Annotated in this window: 19 protein-coding genes, 1 tRNA gene and 1 riboswitch; all 20 genes read right to left on the bottom strand. The window is 37.9% G+C overall.

Going from position 1 to position 22,670, the window contains the following annotated elements; translation table 11 throughout:
* Window positions 1-17: 17 nt before the first annotated feature.
* Complete coding sequence (locus tag P9L98_06930) at window positions 18-803, bottom strand: ABC transporter ATP-binding protein (GenBank protein ID MDP8217024.1); 786 nt, start codon at window positions 801-803, stop codon at window positions 18-20.
* Entirely contained in the window at window positions 796-1,782 is a 987-nt protein-coding gene (locus P9L98_06925) for an iron ABC transporter permease (protein MDP8217023.1), read from the bottom strand. Before P9L98_06925 ends, P9L98_06930 begins: the two co-directional genes overlap by 8 nt.
* Window positions 1,772-2,593: a helical backbone metal receptor gene (locus tag P9L98_06920; protein MDP8217022.1), complete on the bottom strand. Its 822-nt coding sequence runs from the start codon at window positions 2,591-2,593 to the stop codon at window positions 1,772-1,774. Before P9L98_06920 ends, P9L98_06925 begins: the two co-directional genes overlap by 11 nt.
* A 35-nt stretch (window positions 2,594-2,628) precedes the next feature.
* Window positions 2,629-4,629, bottom strand: a complete 2,001-nt coding sequence (locus tag P9L98_06915) for a TonB-dependent receptor (protein ID MDP8217021.1) — start codon at window positions 4,627-4,629, stop codon at window positions 2,629-2,631.
* A 131-nt stretch (window positions 4,630-4,760) separates the two neighbouring features.
* Window positions 4,761-4,970, bottom strand: a riboswitch (cobalamin riboswitch).
* 249 nt (window positions 4,971-5,219) lie between these two features.
* Window positions 5,220-6,101 (bottom strand): hypothetical protein, encoded by an 882-nt coding sequence (locus P9L98_06910; protein ID MDP8217020.1) that lies wholly within the window; start codon window positions 6,099-6,101, stop codon window positions 5,220-5,222.
* Window positions 6,098-7,378 (bottom strand): 3-isopropylmalate dehydratase large subunit, encoded by a 1,281-nt coding sequence (leuC, locus tag P9L98_06905; protein ID MDP8217019.1) that lies wholly within the window; start codon window positions 7,376-7,378, stop codon window positions 6,098-6,100. The genes P9L98_06910 and leuC overlap by 4 nt, the downstream gene beginning before the upstream one ends.
* Before the next feature lie 2 nt (window positions 7,379-7,380).
* Entirely contained in the window at window positions 7,381-7,833 is a 453-nt protein-coding gene (locus P9L98_06900; protein ID MDP8217018.1) for an N-acetyltransferase, read from the bottom strand.
* 88 nt (window positions 7,834-7,921) lie between these two features.
* On the bottom strand, window positions 7,922-8,695 hold the full coding sequence (lgt, locus tag P9L98_06895) for a prolipoprotein diacylglyceryl transferase (GenBank protein MDP8217017.1): 774 nt from the start codon (window positions 8,693-8,695) through the stop codon (window positions 7,922-7,924).
* Window positions 8,695-9,513 (bottom strand): 16S rRNA (adenine(1518)-N(6)/adenine(1519)-N(6))-dimethyltransferase RsmA, encoded by an 819-nt coding sequence (gene rsmA / locus P9L98_06890; protein MDP8217016.1) that lies wholly within the window; start codon window positions 9,511-9,513, stop codon window positions 8,695-8,697. Before rsmA ends, lgt begins: the two co-directional genes overlap by 1 nt.
* Entirely contained in the window at window positions 9,503-10,507 is a 1,005-nt protein-coding gene (pdxA, locus tag P9L98_06885) for a 4-hydroxythreonine-4-phosphate dehydrogenase PdxA (protein MDP8217015.1), read from the bottom strand. The genes rsmA and pdxA overlap by 11 nt, the downstream gene beginning before the upstream one ends.
* Complete coding sequence (locus tag P9L98_06880) at window positions 10,482-11,408, bottom strand: peptidyl-prolyl cis-trans isomerase (protein MDP8217014.1); 927 nt, start codon at window positions 11,406-11,408, stop codon at window positions 10,482-10,484. Before P9L98_06880 ends, pdxA begins: the two co-directional genes overlap by 26 nt.
* 14 nt (window positions 11,409-11,422) lie before the next feature.
* Entirely contained in the window at window positions 11,423-13,330 is a 1,908-nt protein-coding gene (gene mfd, locus P9L98_06875; GenBank protein ID MDP8217013.1) for a transcription-repair coupling factor, read from the bottom strand.
* A 1-nt stretch (window position 13,331) separates the two neighbouring features.
* A complete protein-coding gene (argS, locus tag P9L98_06870; GenBank protein MDP8217012.1) occupies window positions 13,332-14,984 on the bottom strand; it encodes an arginine--tRNA ligase in 1,653 nt (550 codons plus the stop codon).
* Window positions 14,985-15,003: 19 nt separating this feature from the next.
* Window positions 15,004-15,351 (bottom strand): ribosome silencing factor, encoded by a 348-nt coding sequence (rsfS, locus tag P9L98_06865; GenBank protein MDP8217011.1) that lies wholly within the window; start codon window positions 15,349-15,351, stop codon window positions 15,004-15,006.
* 19 nt (window positions 15,352-15,370) lie between these two features.
* Window positions 15,371-15,514 (bottom strand): DUF5679 domain-containing protein, encoded by a 144-nt coding sequence (locus tag P9L98_06860; GenBank protein ID MDP8217010.1) that lies wholly within the window; start codon window positions 15,512-15,514, stop codon window positions 15,371-15,373.
* Window positions 15,515-15,603: 89 nt separating this feature from the next.
* Window positions 15,604-15,678 (bottom strand) — tRNA-Pro (locus P9L98_06855).
* Between the two features lie 33 nt (window positions 15,679-15,711).
* On the bottom strand, window positions 15,712-16,713 hold the full coding sequence (locus tag P9L98_06850) for an NAD(P)H-dependent glycerol-3-phosphate dehydrogenase (protein MDP8217009.1): 1,002 nt from the start codon (window positions 16,711-16,713) through the stop codon (window positions 15,712-15,714).
* 27 nt (window positions 16,714-16,740) lie between these two features.
* The gene (locus tag P9L98_06845; GenBank protein ID MDP8217008.1) at window positions 16,741-17,064 is read right to left on the bottom strand and encodes a hypothetical protein; all 324 of its coding nucleotides are present in this window, start codon (window positions 17,062-17,064) and stop codon (window positions 16,741-16,743) included.
* Window positions 17,061-22,208 carry a tetratricopeptide repeat protein gene (locus P9L98_06840; protein ID MDP8217007.1) on the bottom strand — a complete coding sequence of 1,716 codons (5,148 nt, stop codon included), beginning with the start codon at window positions 22,206-22,208 and terminating at the stop codon, window positions 17,061-17,063. Before P9L98_06840 ends, P9L98_06845 begins: the two co-directional genes overlap by 4 nt.
* Window positions 22,205-22,558 (bottom strand): hypothetical protein, encoded by a 354-nt coding sequence (locus P9L98_06835; protein ID MDP8217006.1) that lies wholly within the window; start codon window positions 22,556-22,558, stop codon window positions 22,205-22,207. Before P9L98_06835 ends, P9L98_06840 begins: the two co-directional genes overlap by 4 nt.
* Window positions 22,559-22,670 lie beyond the last annotated feature (112 nt).

The raw sequence follows: 22,670 nt of genomic DNA, 5'->3' as shown, positions 1-22,670 counted from the left end.
TAAAAAAACATCTTACCCTATGCTCTATTTCGATACAATATCAAAAATGGTTTCCCGGAATAAGGATTCTCTCTTATCACAACTCGAGCATTGTAGACCTCTTCTATTATATTATAGTCCATAACAAAAGAGGGTTCTCCGTCTCTCGCCACTCTACCTTTATCCATAAGAATAAGCCTATCGCAAAACTCTGCAGAGATATTTAAATCATGCAATATTGCAATTACAGTAAGCCCCTCTTGATTAAGATCGCTTAGACTGTTCATAATCTCAAGCTGATGTCCAATATCAAGATGAGTCGTGGGTTCATCCAAAAGCAGCAACTCCGGATCCTGGGCAATACTCTGAGCAAATAATACCCTTTGAAGTTCGCCGCCTGATAACTCATCTATCCTGCGGTCTCTTATATCGGTCAACGAGAATCTCCCAATGACATCTTTAACCCTCTCTAAATCTTCCTTAGAATAGGTACTAAGCCCATCCTGATGAGGAAACCTCCCCATCGCTATAAACTCCTCCACTGTATATGAGAACCTGGTTTCAAATATCTGAGGCAGAAACGCTATTCTTCTCGCTCTCTCCTTAAGAGGTATATCTATTATAGCCATCTCTCCATACAGAATCTCTCCTCTATCAGGCCTTAATATACCCATAAGAGTCTTGAAAAGAGTAGTCTTGCCTGCACCATTAGGCCCAATTAAACCTATGAACTCGCCTCTCTTAACTTTAAAATTGATATCCTTTATAACTATCTTATCTTTATAACCAGAAGAGACATTTTTTAACTCTAAGATACTATCCAATCTTAAACTCCTTACCTAAAATGAGAACCATAAGAAAGAATACTCCCCCGACAAGTCCGGTTATAACACCTACAGGCAGTTCCAGAGGTGATATTACAACCCGGGCAAATGTATCAGCCAAAAGCAGAAAAGCCGCTCCAGACAAAGCAGAAGATATCAATACCCCCCTGTTTAAAGTCCCAAAGAACCTTCTCATCAGATGTGGAATAAGAAGTCCTACAAAACCAACTACTCCTGATAAGACTATAGCCGTACCGGTAATAAGAGAGGCTAAAATATAAAAGTATTGCTTCTCTCTTTTGACATTGAGACCTAAAGAGTACGCTTTCTCATCGCCTAAACTTAAAATATCGAGCCTGCGAGAGAGAAGAATAATAATCAATATTGCCGGCAGGATAATAGAGCATCCTATTTTTACTAAATTGAAATTAGAAGACGAAAGATCCCCCATCAACCAGAGTATCATGGATTGAACCCTGTTAGGCTCAATAAATGCAAATAGGACAAGCACTAAAGATGAGAATAAAAAATTGATTACAATACCCGATAAGATAAGGCTTATAGTCGTAAAATTACGCCTTAGCGAAAGAAGATAGACAATAAAGACAGCAGCTAACGCTCCCAACCAGCCGGCACAAGGAATCAAAAAAGAAAATCTAAAACCAAGCAGTAGGCTTGCCAGAGCAACACCAAAACAAGCACCGCCTGAGATACCAAGGGTATAAGGCTCGGCCAAAGGGTTTCTTAAAATAGATTGAAACACCGCTCCGCTTACCGCAAGACCAGCTCCAACTATAAGAGCAATTAGAATTCTGGGTAAACGGATATCTCTCACAATAGAACTCTCGACTCCTGAACCATAATCAACAGTTATAATTTTAAATATCTTCTGCCAAGAGACTTCGACTTCACCTGATTTTAAAGAAAATACAACTATAGTTAAAAGTAGGATTACAATTATTAAAATCTTAATCTTCATTTAATATTTCTGGATTTATTTTAGAGCTCAACATATAAACAGCTTGAACAAAGTTTACAGGATTAGGCCTTGAAAAGACGTTCTTATTTACTTTAATTAAATTCTTATTTTTAACTGCAATCAAAAAATCGTACTCTCCCCATGCTTTAGAACTCGCCAAATAATCCTCAGAAAGAATCAGGATATATTCAGGGTCTAGTTCTAGCACCCTCTCTCTGGTTATCCTAAAAAAACTACTCCCTATATCACTAGCTACGTTATAAGCTCCTGAATATTGAGCTAAATCATTTAGATAGCAATTTCTACCTGCAGTAATAAGAGGTCTGCAGCCAACCTCTATAAAAATATTCTTTATACTCCCTGATTTTAACTTCCGGGCTATCAGCCCCAACCTCTCTTTTGATTCAGCTATCATAATCTTTGCTTTTTCAACTTTGTTAATCATCTCTGCAAGTTTCATGAAATTATTACAACAATCTTCAAAACTCTTTTCGATCTCAAAATACTCAACTCTAAAACCTAACCCCTTGATTCTTTCTACCCTCTCAATCTTATTCATGGGAGTTGCTAAAATGATATCGGGCTTAAGCGAGACAACTTTCTCTATATTGATATTTAAAGTATCCCCTACTACTTCTTTATCAATACCAAATAGCTTCTTAGATATCGTTGTAATACCAACCAGAGAGTCCCCGCCGTCAAGTAATAGAATAGACTCGGTAAGATAGGGGCTTAAAGAGATAATTCTTAATGCATGGGCATTGGATAGAAAAAAACCTATTATTAGAATTATTAATATGCGAACCAACATTGCATTATTTTAACATAGAAGATAAGCTCTATATATTAAAATGAGTATTTCGCCCCAGCATAATAGTTTCTTCCAGGAGATGGATATAAGGCCATATTCCCCGATGAATTACCATAGCTTCCATATTCTGAGTATCTTTCATTAAATAAATTGTTGATACCGAAATAAACTAAGAGATTGTTTTTACATTTATAATCTAATTTCAAATTAGCAACCCAGTAAGAATCCAGTTTTGAAACTGCATTGTTTAAATCGTTTATTCTATAAACCTTATCTCTATAATTAAGATCAAAATAAACAGAGAATAGTTCCTTAAAGTCATATCTTAAAACATAACTAAAAAGATTCTCCGGAACAAATGGAACTTTCCTACCTTTATGATCTCCTTTTTTAAATTCTGCATCTATGTAGCGGTATCCAAAATCCATGCTTAAATCTGGAGTCAAACAGATAGTAGTTAAAATATTAAAACCCAGTCTTTCGATTTTAGGATAGTTGTCGTTTAAATTATCCTCAGTAGATAAATCGTTACAATAAAGCTCGTTATCAACATTACTTAAAAATAAATCTGTATTTAATGTAATTTTTTCATTCATTTTAGAATTAGCACCTAAAGTATACGTTTTAGAGCGCTGCGGTATAAGAGAAGTTGTAATGGAAGCAGATGGCCAAGTTGAAAAATACTCATCCGTCTTAGGGACTCTAAAAGCTCGTGCAAAATGTAGAAAAACATTTGTTTCATTACTCCATTTATAATTAAGCCCTGCTTCATACCCTTCTTCGTTGAGATTTAAACTGTCATCAAAAATGCTCCCTGATGATGGAATATAATCAAAAGTAAATCTATCTTTCTGATGTCTGGCACCTAAAAGAGCAGAGAGCTTATCTGTTAAATTAAACTGATTCTGTATAAAGACCGTAAACGATCTTCTGTCAATATCAGTACATGTAACCCCTGTCCATAAGCCAATAGAGTTTGCTGAATAATCAGCCTGGAAAAACTCTACTCCTAGTATAAGGCTGTTTTCTAACCCGTATATATCCTTATCTATAAAGAATTGAGCCTTAGCCCCTTCCTGTTGAATATGCTTATCTGTTACAGAGCTATAACTTACCATATCATCTCTTCCGTTTTTATCTCTCAGATAAGCACTTATTGAAGCTTTGATATCTTCTTGTATTTTGTAATTAATTTTAGAATTCACATAGCAATCTTCCATTCGTACAGTATCGTCAGGATTTTTGGTATCACGACGTGAATAGCTTCCCTCCAAATCAGTTGTAAGAAGTGAACCCGGCAAACCGTAGTTATAATTCTGGTAACCGGATTCAAGAGAAAGCTCTAAATCATTAAAAGGGTTAAAATCAAAATTAGCATAAATACTATCTGAAGAATAAAAGCTGTTCTCTCTGTAACCATTGGTTCCGTAATGACTGGAATTAATGTAAAAAGAGCATCCCTCACCAGCCTTCTCTATCTCAATAACTTCATTATCCAAAGAATAACTTCCAAACTTAGTACTTAAATTAACCTTCAAATCTTTACTCTTGGGTTTTTTTGTGACTATGCTAATCACACCACCTGTTGCATTATCTCCATAGAGAACAACGCCTCCGCCTTTCATAATCTCAACACTCTCTATGTTCTCTAAAGGTATCTGAGTCCAATCAACACCACTTAAATCTATATCATTAACACGTCTTCCATTAACAAGCACCAGTATATTTGAAGAGGCATTATCGCCATACCCCATCAAATCCACGCTTGCCTTTATACCTGTACCATAATAATCAGAAACATTAACTGTTGGAATTTTCTTTAAAAAATCAAGTAACGATACCGCACCAGATTCTTCAATCTCATCCTTAGAATAGACCTGGATATTTGAAGGTATATCATAACCTGAGACACCTTTTAGCTGATCATAATATGAGACAACTATCGGATTTAAACTAACAACTTCCGAAATTCCATTCTCTAAAACTACTATAGAAAACAGACAGACTAAACCCAAAACTATTAATACTCTCCTCATCTCTCTACTCCTTTTAATTTGAAAAACTGGTTTAAAATAAAAAAAGCCCTGCTACCTAAAAAGATAACAGGGCTCACCCTCGATTTATAAACCCAATGGTACGATAGCCGTTCTCCTCACCGCGAGAGAACTATAACTTATCTTCAACAGTCAGGTTTTCTGACTCCTCAGCTCTTTTAGCCGCCTTCCCACCTACATTATACAGGCAGTGGCTTCAAACTTGCTAAAAAAGTTCCCTGCTATGCAGGGCTGAGCTACAGCAGCGGGGCTGTGTTGGATTTGCCAAAATATGAGGCACACCAACTTCCCTTACACCGTTGAACTATATTTTAAAAGAGCTTTTTTAACTTTATATCACACCTATATTTATGTCCACAAAAAAACTATAAAGGAGACCCGGCATTTAGGGGGTGGAGGAGGGGGCTTGGCCACGGGCGTGGGGTTGTGGCAGGGATACCGGGTCTCCAATTATTAACTCTTTGAAACATAATTTTAATGAGCTAAATTCATTATATCAACAAACACTTCTATTTACACTACAAAATAAAATACTACCAGCTGCCCCTACTAGTTAAATGCTATCTTAGATTTTATTCCTTTGCAAGCGGAATCTCTAACCCTAAAAGAATAAAATTCAAACTGTCTCCGTTATGTTCAGAGGCAGTAAAATCCAGAGATTCAATTTGAAAATATACAAATTTATCTTCTTCTTTAAGAGGCAGCTTAAAATCCAAGCTATCCCACTCTCTTCCACTATATGAAGCTATCTGATTTTCAAATAACAGTTCTGAGTTAGCAATAATACTAGAATTCAGCTTAACTGAAGACCTCCTGAACCAGACCCTCTCGTCTCTGGGAGAATCTGAACCTCCTGCAAAAAACATAAATGCACGCACCTCTTTAGGTGTCTCTCCAGACTTAACTTTAAACTCAACTATTGGGGAGTCATCTCTCTCTTCACCTTCAAGTCCGGACCAGAAAAAACCAAGACCTGATTTAAGAACAACTCTTTTAAAGCTCTCGTTGCTGTCTTCATAAAGTATAACTATACCAAGACCTTCATTTATAAATGATTCAAAACCCCAAATCTCTAAATTATTCTCTCCTCTTTTCACAAAAGATGTAACATCGTAACGCAGAGTATGCACATATCTATTATATGCAGGATCCTTGTTTACATTCTCAGCATATATTAATCTGCCGGATACTATCTTACCTTCAATATATAAAGATTTATCCTCTAGATGGCCACTGTTTCTACCTGCATAATAAAGAAAAGCTTTGTAAGGCTTGCCCGGAATCTCAAAGGATATATTTTTAAAACAACTATCTGCAATGCCCCATCCTTTAACTAAAACAGAACCTTGTAAAAAAAACTCTTCTTGCTGAATCTTAAATAGATAGTCATTTTGAAAAAGAGACCTGCAGCCTATAGTAAAAAATAAAAGAGCAGATGTTAAAAATATTCTCACAAGCTGCTAGGCTTGGTTATCTTGCCGGTAATAGCCGAAGCTGCTGCTACCGCAGGATTAGATAGATATACACTTGACTTAATATGTCCCATTCTACCAACAAAATTTCTGTTTGTTGTTGCAATTGCAACTTCACCTTCTGCTAAGACTCCCATATGCCCGCCAAGACAAGGCCCGCAAGTTGGAGGCGATATCACAGCTCCAGATTTCACAAATATATTCAACAGACCTTCGGCTAAAGCATCAAGATATATTTTCTGTGTTGCAGGAAATATCAATAGCCTAACTTTAGAATTAACCTTTCTGCCTTTAAGAACTTTAGCCGCCAACCTTAAATCTTCCATCCTTCCATTGGTGCAAGAACCTATAACAGCCTGGTCTATTCTGACATTTTTTAGCTCAGAGACTTCCTTTACGTTGCTAGGCAGATGAGGGCAGGATACAACAGGCTCTAAGCTGCAGATATCATACTCTCTTATTTCGCTGTAAAGAGCATCTTTATCGCTCTTAAGATAATCTATATTATTTTTCAATCTCTTATATACCGCATTATCTATTCTGCCTTTTAAATACTCCAGGGTTACCTCGTCAGGCTCTATTATCCCAACCTTACCCCCTGCTTCAATTGCCATATTTGACATTGTAAAACGTCCATCCATACTCAACCTTCTTATTGCAGGGCCTGTAAATTCCATCGCCTTATATAAAGCTCCATCTACTCCGATATCACCTATTGTAAAGAGTATAATATCTTTACCTGTCACCCATTTATTTAATCTTCCTTTATAGATAAATTTTATTGTCTGAGGTACTTTTAACCAGCATTTTCCACTCACCCAGGAGAAGGCTGTATCAGTACTCCCTACTCCTGTTGCAAAAGCACCCAGAGCTCCATGAGTACAGGTATGGGAATCAGCCCCTATTACCAAATCTCCGGGTTTTATAAAACCACGTTCGGGAAGTAAAGCATGTTCAATACCAACATCTCCTATCTCAAAATAATTTTCTATTTTTTCTTCTCTGGCAAAATCTCTTAAAATCTTAGCCTGCTGAGCCGATCTAATATCCTTATTAGGAGTAAAATGGTCCGGTATCAAGGCAACTTTCTTCCTGGAGAATAATCTCTTTTTTGTCTTTTTAAACTCTTTTATTGCAAGCGGGGCAGTAATATCGTTTGCAAAAGAGAGATCGACTCCGGCAAGAATGTACTCACCGGGATTAACCTTTCTCTTACCGCTATGTTTGGCCAATATCTTCTCTGCTAAAGTCATACCCATCTTTACAACTCCTTTATCATTGCCTCTTCATTGCAGTTCGGAAATTTAGGACAGTTGATACACTCAGCCCAAATTTTATGAGGTAACTTTGATTTATCAACCTTTTCAAATCCAAATTTTTTAAAATATTCAGGAATAAAAGTAAGCACAAATACCTTTTTAACTTTGTATCTTTGAGCCTCTCTAAGAGCCTCTACAATTAAAGAGGCACCCATATTATCCCCTTTAAAGCTACTGTCTAAAACCAAGGACTTAATCTCAGCCAAATCCTCCCAGGTAAAGTGTAAGGCTATACAACCTATAATTTCATTCTTACCGCTGATGACCCAAAAATCCCGTATATTTTCATATATATAACCCAGGGCACGCGGCAGAACATCATACTCTTTGGCCGCTTCATTGATGAGGTTATATATATCAACTCCGTTTTCTACCCTTGCTTTCTCTATCTCCATAATTTAAATCAACTCCATACTTCTTAAATATTTTCGGCTAAATTATAACCTAAAAAACTATTTTAAAAAAGCAGAGAATACAGAGCTGCTAATTTTTCTTAGCTTTTAAAACACCTCTGGTTAATACTGCTGCCCCGGATAATATCAAACCCAGACTTAGGATATAGGCAACCTTTATACTGCTGCCCCAGAGATAGAGCGAGTCAGCTCTAAATAGAGATATATAGAACCTTATCAGACCGTAATATACAAGGTATAGCGAGAAGATAAAACCACGAAAAGGCGAATCTCTTCTTATAACCCACAGAAAAACAAAACCTATGAGAGATAATATACATTCGTAAATTTGGGTCGGATGGAGAGCCTGAAAACCATACTGATAATAGGCAATACTATCCTTGGCAAAGATTACGCCCCATGGTTTTTCTGTAGGTATGCCGTAGCAACAACCGTTTAAAAAACAGCCTATCCTGCCGATAGCTTGGCCAAGCAACAGAAGAGGTGCAAGAAAATCCGCTAACTTTAAAAACTCAATATTATTTCTCCTTGAAAAAATATAGAGCGATAAGATACCGCCTATTATGGCACCATGCACAGCAAGGCCGCCCTGCCATATAAAGAGCAGAGCCCATGGCTTTATAAAATAATAGTAGGGATCGTAGAAGAGACCGTAATAGACCCTCCCGCCGAGCAAGCCTCCAAGCAGCAGGTAGTTTGCAATTGAATCCATACTCTTTTTGCTCAAGCTGATTCTTTTTGAATCATGCTTTGCTAAATAGAACGCTGTCAAAAAAGCTATAACCAGCATAACTCCATAACTTCTAATTGCTAAACTTCCAAACTGTATTATAATAGGATGCATTATTTCTCCATATTCTTAACAATATCTATATACTCACAGACCAATAGCTGTTCAGGCCTTCGGTTTAAATCTATTCCTAAATTATACATTATAGAAGCAGTATTAAGTCCAGTAAGAATTTTAGAATTTTTAATTATAGTCGCTATTTTCTTTCTTCTCTTTTGAAAAAACTCAGAGGTCACTAATGACAGAACAGTTGTATCTTCTATAATACAATTATCTTTAATATTAAAAGAGATAAAATAAGAATCGACTTTAGGCTGGGGATAGAAGCAGCTCTTCGGCACCTTAAACAGCTTTTTAAGATTTAAAAATGTCTGAGCAAATATAGAGAGACGCCCGTACTTCTTGCTCCCGGGCACTGCAAGGACTCTTTCAACATACTCTCTTTGAAGCATAAGATATCCATCTTTAATAATCTTCCTATTCTCTATTATCTTCTCTATTATCTGGGTAGATATATAGTAAGGAAGATTGCCGACTATTCTCAGAAAGCCATATTTTTTAAAATAACTCTTCAAATCTACAGCCAGAAAATCAGCGTTGATTAAAGATACAATAGGGTTCTCTTTAAAGATATCGGTTAAAACACCAAAAAGCCTGACATCTTTCTCAACCGCTATTATAGAAGCTGCATCTTTAGCTAAAGCCCGGGTAAGGTTTCCAGCTCCAGAGCCGATCTCTAAAATCGAACCTCCATTTTTAATAGCTATAGAACCAATTATTTTATTTAAATAATATTCCGATATCAGAAAATTCTGACCCAACCTCTTATTGGGTCTAATCTTATATTGTCTAAGAATATCTTTAAGATACATTAAGAGTTAATGAGTATTCAATAGCTTTAAGCAGCGAGGCCGGATTTGCAATTCCCTCTCCTGCAATGTCATAGGCCGGGCCATGATCCGGGGAGAATCTTAAAAAAGGAAGGCCGAGAGTAAAGTTGACCGTATTGTCAAAGAGAGCTTTGATTACAGGCAACGCCTGATCATGATAAAGACTGACAACAATATCATAGTCAAACCTCTCTCTATTTCTGAAAAAACCGTCTCCGGGGTAAGGACCATTGATATTTAGACCCTCTGCCTTCAGCTCTTCTATCAGAGGTTTAATAATTAATACCTCTTCATCTCCTATCATACCGTTCTCGCCTCCATGAGGATTGAGACCTAAAACAGCTATCCGAGGTTTATGCTTATCCACTTTCGAAAAGAGACTATCCATCTTTTTAATAGCATCTTTTAGCTCAAGATAATCAATATGGGCCGAAACATCTCTTAGGGGAATATGGCGAGTAGCCAGATAGAGATAGAAAACAGGAGTCAAAAATATCATCAATACAGAATCTACGTTAAACCTCTCCTTTAAATATTCTGTATGCCCTTTAAAACCTACTCCCAATGAAGATATCGCCTCCTTGGAGACCGGAAGGGTTATTAAGGAAGCTATCTCTGATCCATGCTCTTTAATTATATCTACAGCTCTATCAAGGTATTCCAGGCTTGCCCTAGCAGAGGCTGCATCAGGCTGAGATAGTTCTACATCCGGCGCATTAGAGAGGTTCAGAATATTCAAAGCACCGGCTTCTAAGAGAACACTATCAAAACCAGTCATTATGTTTAAGCTGACTTTCGATTTTAAGATTGAAGTAACCTTAAGAATAGATTTATGGTCTGCAATTATAAGATGTATGGCAGAGTTAAGAACCTCTCTTTGGCTTAAAGATTTAATGATTATCTCAGAACCTATTCCAGCCGGATCTCCCAGAGTATAGAGCAAGAGCTTCTTATATTTTAATATCGACTTGGGCATCCTCTTTAAGCTCTGTGATAAATTTATTAAATTTCTCAGAAAATTTTCTCTGATATAGACGATTATAGACCTTGTCCTTAACCTTATCTAACTCTTCCAGGTGAGATTCAGACTTAGCAACGACTTTAAATATGTAATAAGCACCTTCAGTCTCTATAATATCACTTACCTCTCCAACATTAAGACCAAAGATAGCATTGGCTATCTCCTCGCCAATCCTGCCCTTCTGAATCCACTCCCCTTCTCTTACATTATCAGCTAAGGAATCACTATGATTCTGAGCCAAGTCTTTAAATGGCACTTTTTTTTCGATTAACAATTTTATCTGGTCTATCCTATCCCTGCTACTTTCGCCCTTCTTAACATATATCTTCTCAACTTTAAATGCCTCAGGTGCTATAAATTCATCCTTATTAGCAAGATAGTATTTTTCTATCTCTTGAGGATGAACCTCTATCTTTCTTTTGACAAAATAATCAACAGTCTTGGTTTTTAGAATATCGTTATGTATTCTCTGCCAAAGACTTTCATAGCTTAAACCATCTCTCTCCAGCCTGCTCAAAAATTCCATCTCAGTATTAAAACTATCCTTGATTACGGCAATTCTTTTCTCAACCGCCTTTTCATCTATTCCTAAGCCCAATCTCTTAGCATAAGAGAGAACCAGCATATCCTCTATCAACTCATTGAGCGACTCCCTGATAACCTTATCCTCTGTAGCTCTATCCATCTGGGCTAAATCTATATTCCGAGCTATGGCCATCTTTTTGGCAAAACGAACCAGGTCAGCCTCGGTTATAACCTCTCCATTAACTACGGCTACTACTCTATTTACTAAAACAGCCCCGGAGATATTAGCTATCAACAAGAGCAGCGCTGATACCGTTAAAAACTTTCTCATAAAGACCCCCGTATTCAATTGTTGATTTTGCTAAACATTCTCTCTTTTATTTCATCTCCTGTCAATTTATATATTGCCTGCTTAAGAAGCCTGCAATAAAGATCAAAACCCACAGACTGTATGAATCCATGCTGTTCTCGCCCTAATATGTTACCCGCCCCTCTTATCTCTAAATCCCGAATAGCAATTTTAAACCCTGCACCTAAATCCGCCTCTTCTATTATAGTCTTAAGCCTTCTTGAAGCATCTCCTGAAACAGGCTTATCTTTAGGTATTAAAAAATATGCATAGGCAGCCCTATTATATCTCCCCACTCTTCCTTTAAGCTGATAGAGTCCTGCTAAACCGAACATATCCGCTCTATTTACAATCAGAGTGTTAACGTTAGGGATATCGATTCCGGATTGGATTATGGTCGTAGAGACTAAAACATCTATTTCAGAATTCAAAAATCTCACCATAATATCAGCAAGCTCTCTCTTCCCCATCCTTCCATGTGCAGCAGCAATCTCTACCTTAGGTAATAATTTTTTTAGTTTTGCCGCCGTTCTCTCTATACCTCTTATCCTATTATTTACAAAGAATACCTGGCCTCCTCTTTTAAGCTCTCTTCTGATAACATGCTTAATTAGATTGTCATCATATTCAGAGATATACGCCTTGACCGGCAACCTCTCCTCCGGAGGAGTATTTATAACCGACATATCTTTAATACCAACAAGAGAGAGATATAATGTACGCGGAATCGGCGTTGCAGTCAGAGTCAGAACGTCTACCACCTGACGATACTGTTTAAATTTCTCTTTCTGAATCACACCAAACCTCTGCTCCTCATCTATTATAAGTAAACCCAGGTCCTTAAACTCAATATTGGATGATATTAACCCATGAGTCCCGATAATTATATCTATTTTGCCTTCTTTTAAGTCAGCCAAAATCTCTTTTTGTTCTTTCTCAGTTCTAAATCTTGATAACATATCAACCCTAACCGGAAACTGCGTGAGCCTCTCCGTAAACCTTTGGTAATGCTGCTGAGCAAGTATTGTCGTAGGTACGAGCATTGAGACCTGTTTATTATCCATGACAGCTTTAAATGCCGCACGTAAAGCAACTTCGGTCTTACCATAACCAACATCGCCGCATATCAACCTATCCATCGCAGAGATAGATTCCATATCTCTCTTCATTTCTTCTATAGCTTTCAGCTGGCCGAGAGTCTCTCTGTAGGGAAAACTGTTCTTTAAATCATTCTGCCAATCTGTATCTCTGGAAAAAGAGTATCCTTTTAAAGTTACTCTCTCTGCTTGAATTTTGAGCAGATCCTTTGCAAAACTCTCTATGCCGCGCTTAGCCTTACTCTTCAGACTCTGCCAATCTTTACTTCCCAGCTTACTTAACTTAGGAGCTCTACCTCCAAACCCCAGATACTTCTGAATGAGATCTGCATCTTTTACGGGAATATAGAGTCTATCTTCTCTGAAATACTTGATTAAAAAGAAATCTTCTCCTTTTAAGGTCTTAATACCGAGAAACCTGCCTAGACCATGAGTAATATGGACGACATAGTCTCCTCTTTTAATATCGAGAAAATTCTCGATTGGTATACTTTCAAGATAGAGACTCTCTCTATCTTTTAACTTAGAGAGTCTTACAGGTAAAAGTATCAGCATCCCATGCTCTTCCAAAATATCGCCGCTATGGGGATTAAATACTCTTATTGAAGATACAACATCGTCATCTATCTCGATTCGCAATGGTAATTCATAACTGGAAGGGTATATACTTATGCCGGCTCCCTTAAAAGAGAACTCATCTCTGGCACCTAAACTACTCACTCTCTTGTAACCTAATTCGCTGAAACTTTTGATTAAACTCCTATAATCTACTCTTTCGCCAAGATATATTTTAAGAGTTTTAAACATGCTACATGCTATCGGGAGCAGATATCCCGAGTAATCCCAAACCTCTCTTCAGCACAATCTGGATTGCAGAACAGAGATAGAGCCGTGCTTTTGTCAATGCAGCAGAATCTGTAACAACCCTATACTTATTATAAAAACTGTGGAACTGCTGAGCAAGCTCGTGTAGATATGCCGCAATAAGAGAGGGCTCCATTGTAAGAGCAGATATCTTTATTATTCTAGAAAATTGCACCAAGCTGCGCAGGATATCTTTTTCCTCCGGCTCTCTTAAATTAGCTGCTAAATCAGAGGTGAGAGACTCTCTTAAATCTATGCTGTTCTGCTCTGCAAAACTTATGATGTTTGAGATCCTAGCATGTGCATACTGGATATAGTATACAGGGTTATCCATGCTCTTCTTCTTAGCAAACTCTAGGTCAAAATCAAGATGACTATCCAGCTTTCTGTTCAAGAGAAAAAAGAGAGTTGCATCGGAGCCAATCTCAGATATAACCTCATCCAAGGTTATAGTCTCATTGCGTCTTGTCGAGAGCTTAATAGGCTTACCGTCTCTATATAGTGTAGCCAGCTGAACAATTAAAACTTTCAGTTTCTTTGCCTCATACCCTAAAGCATTCAAGGCAGCTTCGACTCTTTTGATATAACCATGATGATCAGGACCCCAGATATCTATTACAAGATCGTACTCTCTCTTATATTTATCCAGATGGTAGGCAATATCAGCAATAAAATAAGTATAATCTCCATCATTTTTAACAACAACCCTGTCCTGACTATCGCCAAAATCACTGGATTTAAACCATAATGCATCATCCTGCTCATAAGTACAGTTTTTAGACTTTAGCCTGGCTATAACATCCTCCACGGAATTTTTAGAAGCAGCATCTCTCTGGGAAACCCAGTTCTCAAAATCGACTCCAAAATCAGAAAGAGAACTTTTAATCCCGGAAAGAATCCACTTCAATGCATACTCAGAGAAATAATTAAGCTCTCTGCTCTCTATATCTTCTATGCTTATCTCCTCATCCTTCACTATCTTTTTCGCCATATCAATTAAATATTCACCCTGATAACCTTCGTCAGGCAGCTCGGATTCTTTTCCAAGAAGCTCTAAACACCTCACCCGCAAAGATTCACCCAGCAGATTTATCTGATTGCCCTCATCGTTGACATAATACTCTTTATCCACTTTATACCCCGAAGAGTCAAGTATCCTGGCTAATGAAGCACCTACAGCAGCCTGCCTCCCGTGAGCAATAGAGAGCGGGCCTGTTGGGTTCGCAGATACAAACTCAATAAGAACCTTCTTCTCTTTCCCTATATTATTTAAAAAGACTCCCTCATCTTTTAATATATCCCCCAAAAATTCATAGAGATACTCTACCGAGAAATAGAAGTTTATAAATCCCGGCTCCGCAATCTCGATATTATCAAAAACATCCTTAAAATCTTCTTTAAGCTTTAATAGGATACTGGCTGCTATATCTTTAGGCTTCTTTTTTAAAGATTTAGATAGTTTTAAGGCTATATTGGTTGAGAGATCTCCATACTCCCTAGAGCGAGGAGTACCCACCTCAATACTCAAATCGCCAATACCCCAGCCAGCTGCAATCTCAACTAGATATCCTTTTAGTCTATCCTCTATATTTAACATAACAATAAAAAATTAACCGTCAAGCTGCCCCAATATGCTCCAAGGGGAGGTCGCGCCATAACCTCTCTAACTCATAAAATAATCTCTGCTCTTCCATAAATATATGTACCACTATATCTCCATAATCAAGCAATACCCAATCTGCACTCTCATAACCTTCAGTATGCCAGATTTTAATCTTATTCTTTTTGGTATTTGAGATTATATAATCAACTATTGTTTTAACTTGCCGGTGTGAATTAGCACTGCAGATAACAAAAAAAACAGTAAAGCTCACTGCTTGACCCATATGTATCAACACAACATCATCTCCGTCCTTATCCTGAATAAGACCGGCAATGAACTTTGCTTTCCGGTATAAATCCACCCTTGCTACTTTCCTATCACTATTTAGAACCTAGAATGCGAAATAAAGACGTACCGCAATCAGGACACTTCCCCTTCATAGCTCTACGGCCGTTCTTAAGAGTAACCTCTTCTCCTTCCTGCATCTCTTTTTTTGATTTACACTTTACACAATATGCTTCCATACATGCCTCCTCTTGTTAAAAGGTTGAACTATTTTATATATGTTACCATATCTTATTATTATCTTACAACCTTAAGTTGCAAAGGTAAATCGGGGCGGGGAGACTCGAACTCCCGACCTCCTGAACCCCATTCAGGCGCGCTAGCCATGCTGCGCTACGCCCCGCTAAATAAACATACTGCATATTAGAGTTAAAAATCAACAACTATAGGACTCTGGCTTTGCTTCTCTGGCCATTAAATCAGAGACTGCTTTATAAGGATCTTTATTATTATAAAGCACTCGATAAATCTGCTCTGCAATAGGCATCTCTATCTTGCTGCTTTTTGTAAAACCATGCAGCGCTTTAACTGTATATATTCCCTCTGCTACAGTATTTTTGTTCCTTAATACATCATCTAACTTAGCACCCCTGCCTATCTCCTCTCCCAAAGTCCTATTCCTACTCTTTAAGCTAAAAGAGGTTGTTACCATATCACCCAATCCGCTCAAACCAAAGAGAGTCTCTGATAGAGCACCTTGGCTCCTGCCGAACCTAACCATCTCTGCCAATCCACGGGATAATAAGGCTGCCTTTGTGTTGGTTCCAAATCCAAGTCCATCGCATATCCCCGCTGCTATGGCAATAACATTCTTTAAAGCACCTCCTAGCTCAAGACCTATAACGTCACTGCTTGTATAGACCCTGAAAACGGGGGTAAAGAATAACTCCTGCACTATTTTAGCAACCCGGTCATCTTCTGAAGCAACAACAACGCTGGAGGGACTCTTTTTAGCAACTTCATATGCTATGGCCGGACCGGAGAGAACTGCCATTTTGACTTTATCCAACTCCTCACAGATTATTTCAGAAACACGCTTAAAACTCTCCTGCTCTATACCTTTTGCAAGGCTGACAAAGATAATATCTTTCTTAAATCCAGATAGCCTGCTCAAAACAGCTCTTATATATATAGATGGAACAGCTAGAATAATAATCTCTTTATCTGATACTGCCAGACTAAGATTTGAAGTAATGCTTATCCCTGGGGGGATTTTAATACCCGGGAAAAATCTCTTATTCTCTCTCTCTTTATCCAGAATCAAAGCATAATCAGGATCATAACTCCAAAGAGTAACCTGATGACCTTTCTGCTGTAATAAGATTGCCACCGTCGTTCCCCAGCCGCCATCTCCCAATACACAGATATTACTCATCATCTCTATATTTTTTGATATTTGATATTATTAAAATGCCCCTTCCCTGTTGATCTGGGAAGAGTCAAGAGGAGCCTCTTTTAAAACCTTTTTATGCAGAGCATCATATTTAGAACCGGCTATAACAAACTCCAGAAACCTTATACTTTTAAAGGGAGTAAATAGCAGTTTTGTCTCATTATCAATAGGTTTCTCAACCATTCTTCCATCTTCGACCACCTTCATGAAGATTCTGCCTGTTACCAGAATTCCGTTATCATTTTCGTCTATAACACTGCCCCGAATAATAATAATGGGGTCATCTTTAAAATTTTTATCTAATATTATGCGGACCTTACTCTCTTTAAAATTCATTTATCCTCAATAGCAGCCTGCTCGAAATCACCAAGTGAGTCCATCATCTGAAGCCTATCCCTTGATAACTTAAGATACTTTCTGGCATCTTTATATTTAGGCTTTAAGTCCAACACCTCTAAGAAAAGCTGAATACTCTTCTTGTAGAGATCTTTTTTAAAGTAATCCAAGCCAAGCTGGTACTTCTCTTCAACTTTATCCAAGGGAAGTGGTTTTCTTATCTTTTCCAAACATGCCTTGATCTTTTTCTTGGATGCCTTTTGATATTTGGAGTCTAATTGAGATAAAGATCTAAATTTATCCAAGGCCTTCTGATACTCCTTCTTCTTGTATAATCTTACTGCTCCTCTATATAACTCTCTTATCTCTTTTTCTGTCAAACTCTTCTCTTCTAATATATCTTCTATAGAGATAACATCCTCAACAGCTGTTTTGAAATCAACCTCTACTGCAACTTCACTCTCAGCCATACTCTTTCTCTTATGGGCCATCTCTAAATATCGATATGCATTCTCATGAGTAGGATCAGCTATTAAAACCTTCTCAAAAAGATATATAGCCTTATCATAATCAGCCTTATCATAATTTTTAACACCGCTTAGATATAATGCACCTATCTCTTTTTCTCTTTTGCCCTTATAAGGCTCTATCTCTTCAGCCCTAAGACTATCTTTTATTTTGGAGATATTCTCTTCCGCCCCTTTATTGGCAGGGTCCAACTCTAAAACTCTCATAAAGTAATTCAATGCCTTCTGATTCTCGCCTTTAACTAAATATTTCTCTCCTGCAGAGAGTAAAGCCGAAATCTCTTTTATATTATACTGCTGGATCTTACTCCGGCACTTTTTGACCATCTGACGAGCAACTTCATCGTTAGAGTCAATTACAAGAATATCGCTATACTTCCTCCAGGCTAACTCATACTCTCCCTCGGCATAGAGACTATTGGCTTCCTCCCAGAAATTTTTTAAATCCTGTTTTTGCCTTATAGCCTCGATTGTCAAAGTAAGATACTTCTGAATCTCTCTATTTTTAGAATCTAATTTTAATAACTCATCCAACATGATCTCCGCTTCTTTAAACCTTCCTTTACTATAAAGAGATTTCGCTTTAACCAGATCGCCTTTAACCCTCTCTGCCATCTCAAGAGACCTCATACTCTTATAGATATCCTCTATACTCCTTCTTGCTTCTTTGCTGTCAGGGTCTATCTGAAGAACATCCTGATAATATTTAAGAGCTCTATCATAATTTTTATTACGAAACTCTCTTGAGGCAGATAGAAGCAAGGATGAGATCTCTTTTACTTTAGTCTCATAGAGCCTATCCTCGCATCTATTAAGCATATCATTGGCAATCTTATCTTCTGGGTCAAGAGAGAGAATGTCGGCATATTTATCCCAGGCAGACTTAAAATCTTTCTGACTGTAATACATGTTTGCTTCTTCCCATAAGATCTTCAGCTCCTCTTCCTTGCTCTCTCTTTTAGCCAATTCAAGGCTCTTCTTCTTAGCCCCTCTTTTACCATCCTTTTGCAAGGCTATCTCCAGAATTTTACCATCAGCCTCTTTATTGGCAGGCTCCAACTCTAAAACTCGTTCAAAATACTCCAGTGCCTTATCGTAATTGCCGCTCCTCCTTGCCTTCTCGCCCATAACTAAAAGAGATGAAACCTCTCTACTCCTTTTAATCTCAATCTTATCTTCGCATCTATTCAGCATCTCAAGAGCAGACTGATTTTCAGGTTCAATAGTTACAATGCTAGCATACTTCTTAAGCGCCTTAAGATATGCTCTTTCAGCATATAGCTTGTTGGCTTCCTCCCAGAGCTGACTCGCTCTTTCACTCTCAGCAATCTTAGACCTTAAATCAGCAGAATCTAATTTTTCTTCTTGAGGCCAGCTCTGCTCTTTAAGCGCGTTCTCCACTTTTATCATCTCAGTTACCGCATCCTGATTAGCAGGGTCTAACTTTAAAACCTTTTCAAAGCGTTCCAGTGCTTTCAAATATTCTTTTCTCTTATACTCAATCCTACCTGAAGTAAGTAAAGCAGCTATCTTCCGCTCTTCTGCCTTCTCAAGCTTCTCCTCACATTTATTTATTTTAACCAAAGCTACCTTCCCACCTGAATCTATAGAGAGAATCTGAGCATACTTTTGACGCGCCAACCCATAATCACCTTTAGAAAAAAGAGTATCAGCCTCTTGCCATAATAAAGCCGTTTTTTTCTCTTTGGCTATCTTAAGCGAGCAGAGCTCAAGATATCCCAAGGCCTCTCTGTTCTCTGGGCTCTTCTCTATGATTCCGTTTAATATAATCTTAGCCTCCTTAAAGCTGCCCTGTTTATATAGACTCTTAGCACTCAGCAGAGCTTTATCCAGACTCTTTTTAAAAGTCTCCTGTTCTATCAATCCTTGAATCTCAACTATCTCACTATCCGCCTCTCTATTACCGGGATCAATCTCAAGAACCTTTTCAAAATAGCTTAAAGCCCCCGTATAATCCTTCTTCCTCGAAGATTTTCTAGCCTTAACAAGCAGAGAACTAAGTACTTCGTCTTTCTCAACTTTTAGCTTATCCTCGCATCTATCAAGCATATCCATAGCAGACCTGCTGTCAGGCTCTAACGCAAGTATCTGGGTATAGATATCAAGGGCTCTTTCATAATCCCTGGCAGTATAATATCTATTTGCTTCCTCCCAGAGCTGAGCTATATCTTTATCTTTATTTATCTTTTGGATAGACAGCCTTCTATATTTAGAAGCCTCTTCATTATCAGGTCTCTTACTAAGTATCTTATCTAATACAAACTTTGCTTCGCTATAACTACCGCCCTGATATAGTTTTAAAGCCCTATTAAGATCCAAGGCAACCTGCTTATCTTCTTCTCTCTCCTGAATATATTTGTTCAGTTCGGTAATACCAAGTTCTGCATCTTCATTATCAGGGTCTATTTGAAGAACACTATAGTAACTCTCTAAAGCCTGAGAATACTCTCTCTTCCTAAAAGACTTCTCAGCGCTAAGAAGGAGAGCGGATGCTCTCTCGCTCAATTGCTGTCCTATCTTCTCTTCGGATCTCTTAAGCATATCCATGGCAGATTTATTGTCAGACTCTAAAGCGAGTATCCGAGTATAGATATTACGGGCTCCCTCATAATTCATAGCTGCATAAAAACTATTCGCCTCCTCCCAGAGAGATTGGACTCTCTTCTCTCTCTCTATCTCTTCAAGCGGCTTCTCAACCTTACCTAATTCTTCCTGGGTTAACTTTAATTCAATATCAACTATATAATTTGAAATAGCTCTGTTTGTAGGATCTATAACTAAAGCTTCTCTAAAAGAGGCCAGAGCTTTATTAAAATCATTCTCTCTATAATAAGATTTGCCTTCTCTGATAAGTGAGTACAAATCGTTTTCCTTAATAGCCTCTACCTTTTCCTGAGACCTCTTGAGCATTTTAACCGCCATCTTATCATCAGGGCTCTCTGCCAGAATATAGATATACTTATCCTTTGCCTGCTGATACTCCCCCCCTGCATAGAGACTATTGGCCTCCCTCCAAAGGGATCTCAAAAATGCCTCTCTCTCTTCCGCCTTCCCCTCTTCCTCTTTCTCTTTCTGCTTGATATTCTCTTCGGCTTTAACCTTTAAATCTTTAGCTCTCTCTTCTCCTTTGTCTAACTCTAAAATCTCGTCAACCTTAGATATAACAGCCCCGTAGTCTTCATCAAACATCAACCTATCTATATCTTCGTATAGCTCATCTATCTTTTCCCTCTTGAGCTCTTCGTCTCCTTCAAGGTTAAGAATGTGAGGCGTAACAAATATTAAAAGTTCTGAGCTATAGTCACTAGTCCCCTCATAAGAAAAAAGCTTACCTAAAAGAGGTATGCTGCCCAACAGAGGCACTTTGGTCGTGGACTTTATCTTTTCGGTACTGATAAGACCGCCTATTACAATAGTCTCTCCGTTCTTTATAGTCACTTTCGTAGTGGCGGTTTTAGAACTTATTATGGGAAGCTTAAACCCGGTATCTCCAACGCTAATCGTCTCACCCACAGTACCTACTGTCGGCTCTATAGTCATAGTTATATAATCATCGCTTGCAATAAAAGGGGTAACATTGAGTGTAATTCCAATATTTTTATATTCATAACCGGATACGGTCAACTCCCCGGTACTGCTATCAACCTCATAAGTAGGAAGAGGATACTCTGTCGTGACACCTATCGTAGCCAGTCTATTATTTAATGTTGCAACCTGAGGATTGGAGATAATCTTGGTATCGTCATCAGTTAGAAGTGCTTTTAAGACTGCCTTGAATTGTGCAAAATCAAGAGTACCGAATGTATACTCCCCGCTACCAGCAACAGGAAAACCGGCAATATTACTTCTCTCTTCCTCGTCTGTTCCAATCTGCGCATTTTCATTACCAAAGGCATACTTATCACCTGTAGAGCCAAAAGGAAAAGTATGCGGCCGGGCTGCACCTTGAACAGTAATTGTGGTCCCCCACTCTACGCCGAGATTCTTTGAAGTATTCAGGGTAGTCTCAACAAACTTTGTTTCTATCAAGACCTGCCTCCCTTTTACATCAACACCTTCAATAAAATTCCTCATTATATTAATATTATCATCACTATCGGTCACCATGATAGAGTTGGTTACCTCATCAATAACCATCTTGCCTTCTGACCCCAAAAGAGAAACCATGTTATCTGATATATCTGCGGCTGAAACATTGTGAAGCTTAAAAGTCGTAACAGGAGAAAGCTTTGCTTTAACACGAATCACATTATCTATTTCAATCATAGTATAATTCTGAGAATCAAGAATCTGGCCCAAAGCCTGCTTTATGGTAACATTGCCAAGACTTGCAGTAACAGTACCTTCAACATCTTTGTCGGCTATAATATTGAGTCCATACTCATGGGCAAAATATCTTATAATATCTTTAATATCCGCATTTCTAAACTCGACGTTGTATAGATTGCCGGCTTTCTGTTCAATCTTTATGTTCTTGGTAAGCTTGTCAGACACACCATCATCATCCATCAAGTCAGAAGCTATCTGAGCATTTAATATAGGAGGGAATATTAACAATGAAAGCAGAGATAGAAAATATATTATATTTCTAATCATTCCGTTGCTCCAAGCAATTGCTCAATTATATCATCAGACCACTCTTCCCTGCTAACATCCTCTTTCTCTTTGACCGTCTCTTTTTCCAGATCCTCTTTAGGCTCTTTTACTGCAGCCAAAACATGCTTGAGCTTGAGTTCGTATTCACGTCTCTCTGTATTTAAAATTACGCTCAAAGGCTCTATCTTTTTAATGGTAAAATTTCCTATCAGATCACCTTCGTTGTAAAACTCAGAGTTAATTATAGCGATTTTTTTTTCTCCATATATGATTCCGGAAAGATTGAGCTTCTCTAAAGGAATAATCTTCCGGCCTTTCGCTTTAGTAGGTTTAATTCCAAGTATTTTCATCTCTTCTTCGGATGTTAAAAAAGGATTTCTCAGCCTTGATTCTTTTTCTTGAGAGTAAACCTCTTTAAAAGGATATAACAATAATAAAAATATTAAAATAAAAAAAATATTC

Origin of the sequence: Candidatus Kaelpia imicola (genome assembly GCA_030765505.1) — a bacterium.
Taxonomy (GTDB): Bacteria; Omnitrophota; Gorgyraeia; order Kaelpiales; family Kaelpiaceae; genus Kaelpia; species Kaelpia imicola.
The sequence above is the reverse complement of the archived record's forward strand: the minus strand, read 5'-3'. Positions and strand labels throughout refer to the sequence as shown.

Coding starts and splice junctions, on each gene's coding strand:
- P9L98_06925 (MDP8217023.1), bottom strand. CDS start 1,782: ATGAAGATTAAGATTTTAATAATTGTAATCCTACTTTTAACTATAGTT.
- P9L98_06920 (MDP8217022.1), bottom strand. CDS start 2,593: ATGTTGGTTCGCATATTAATAATTCTAATAATAGGTTTTTTTCTATCC.
- P9L98_06915 (MDP8217021.1), bottom strand. CDS start 4,629: ATGAGGAGAGTATTAATAGTTTTGGGTTTAGTCTGTCTGTTTTCTATA.
- leuC (MDP8217019.1), bottom strand. CDS start 7,378: ATGGGTATGACTTTAGCAGAGAAGATATTGGCCAAACATAGCGGTAAG.
- P9L98_06900 (MDP8217018.1), bottom strand. CDS start 7,833: ATGGAGATAGAGAAAGCAAGGGTAGAAAACGGAGTTGATATATATAAC.
- lgt (MDP8217017.1), bottom strand. CDS start 8,695: ATGCATCCTATTATAATACAGTTTGGAAGTTTAGCAATTAGAAGTTAT.
- rsmA (MDP8217016.1), bottom strand. CDS start 9,513: ATGTATCTTAAAGATATTCTTAGACAATATAAGATTAGACCCAATAAG.
- pdxA (MDP8217015.1), bottom strand. CDS start 10,507: ATGCCCAAGTCGATATTAAAATATAAGAAGCTCTTGCTCTATACTCTG.
- P9L98_06880 (MDP8217014.1), bottom strand. CDS start 11,408: ATGAGAAAGTTTTTAACGGTATCAGCGCTGCTCTTGTTGATAGCTAAT.
- mfd (MDP8217013.1), bottom strand. CDS start 13,330: ATGTTTAAAACTCTTAAAATATATCTTGGCGAAAGAGTAGATTATAGG.
- argS (MDP8217012.1), bottom strand. CDS start 14,984: ATGTTAAATATAGAGGATAGACTAAAAGGATATCTAGTTGAGATTGCA.
- P9L98_06860 (MDP8217010.1), bottom strand. CDS start 15,514: ATGGAAGCATATTGTGTAAAGTGTAAATCAAAAAAAGAGATGCAGGAA.
- P9L98_06850 (MDP8217009.1), bottom strand. CDS start 16,713: ATGATGAGTAATATCTGTGTATTGGGAGATGGCGGCTGGGGAACGACG.
- P9L98_06845 (MDP8217008.1), bottom strand. CDS start 17,064: ATGAATTTTAAAGAGAGTAAGGTCCGCATAATATTAGATAAAAATTTT.
- P9L98_06840 (MDP8217007.1), bottom strand. CDS start 22,208: ATGATTAGAAATATAATATATTTTCTATCTCTGCTTTCATTGTTAATA.
- P9L98_06835 (MDP8217006.1), bottom strand. CDS start 22,558: ATGAAAATACTTGGAATTAAACCTACTAAAGCGAAAGGCCGGAAGATT.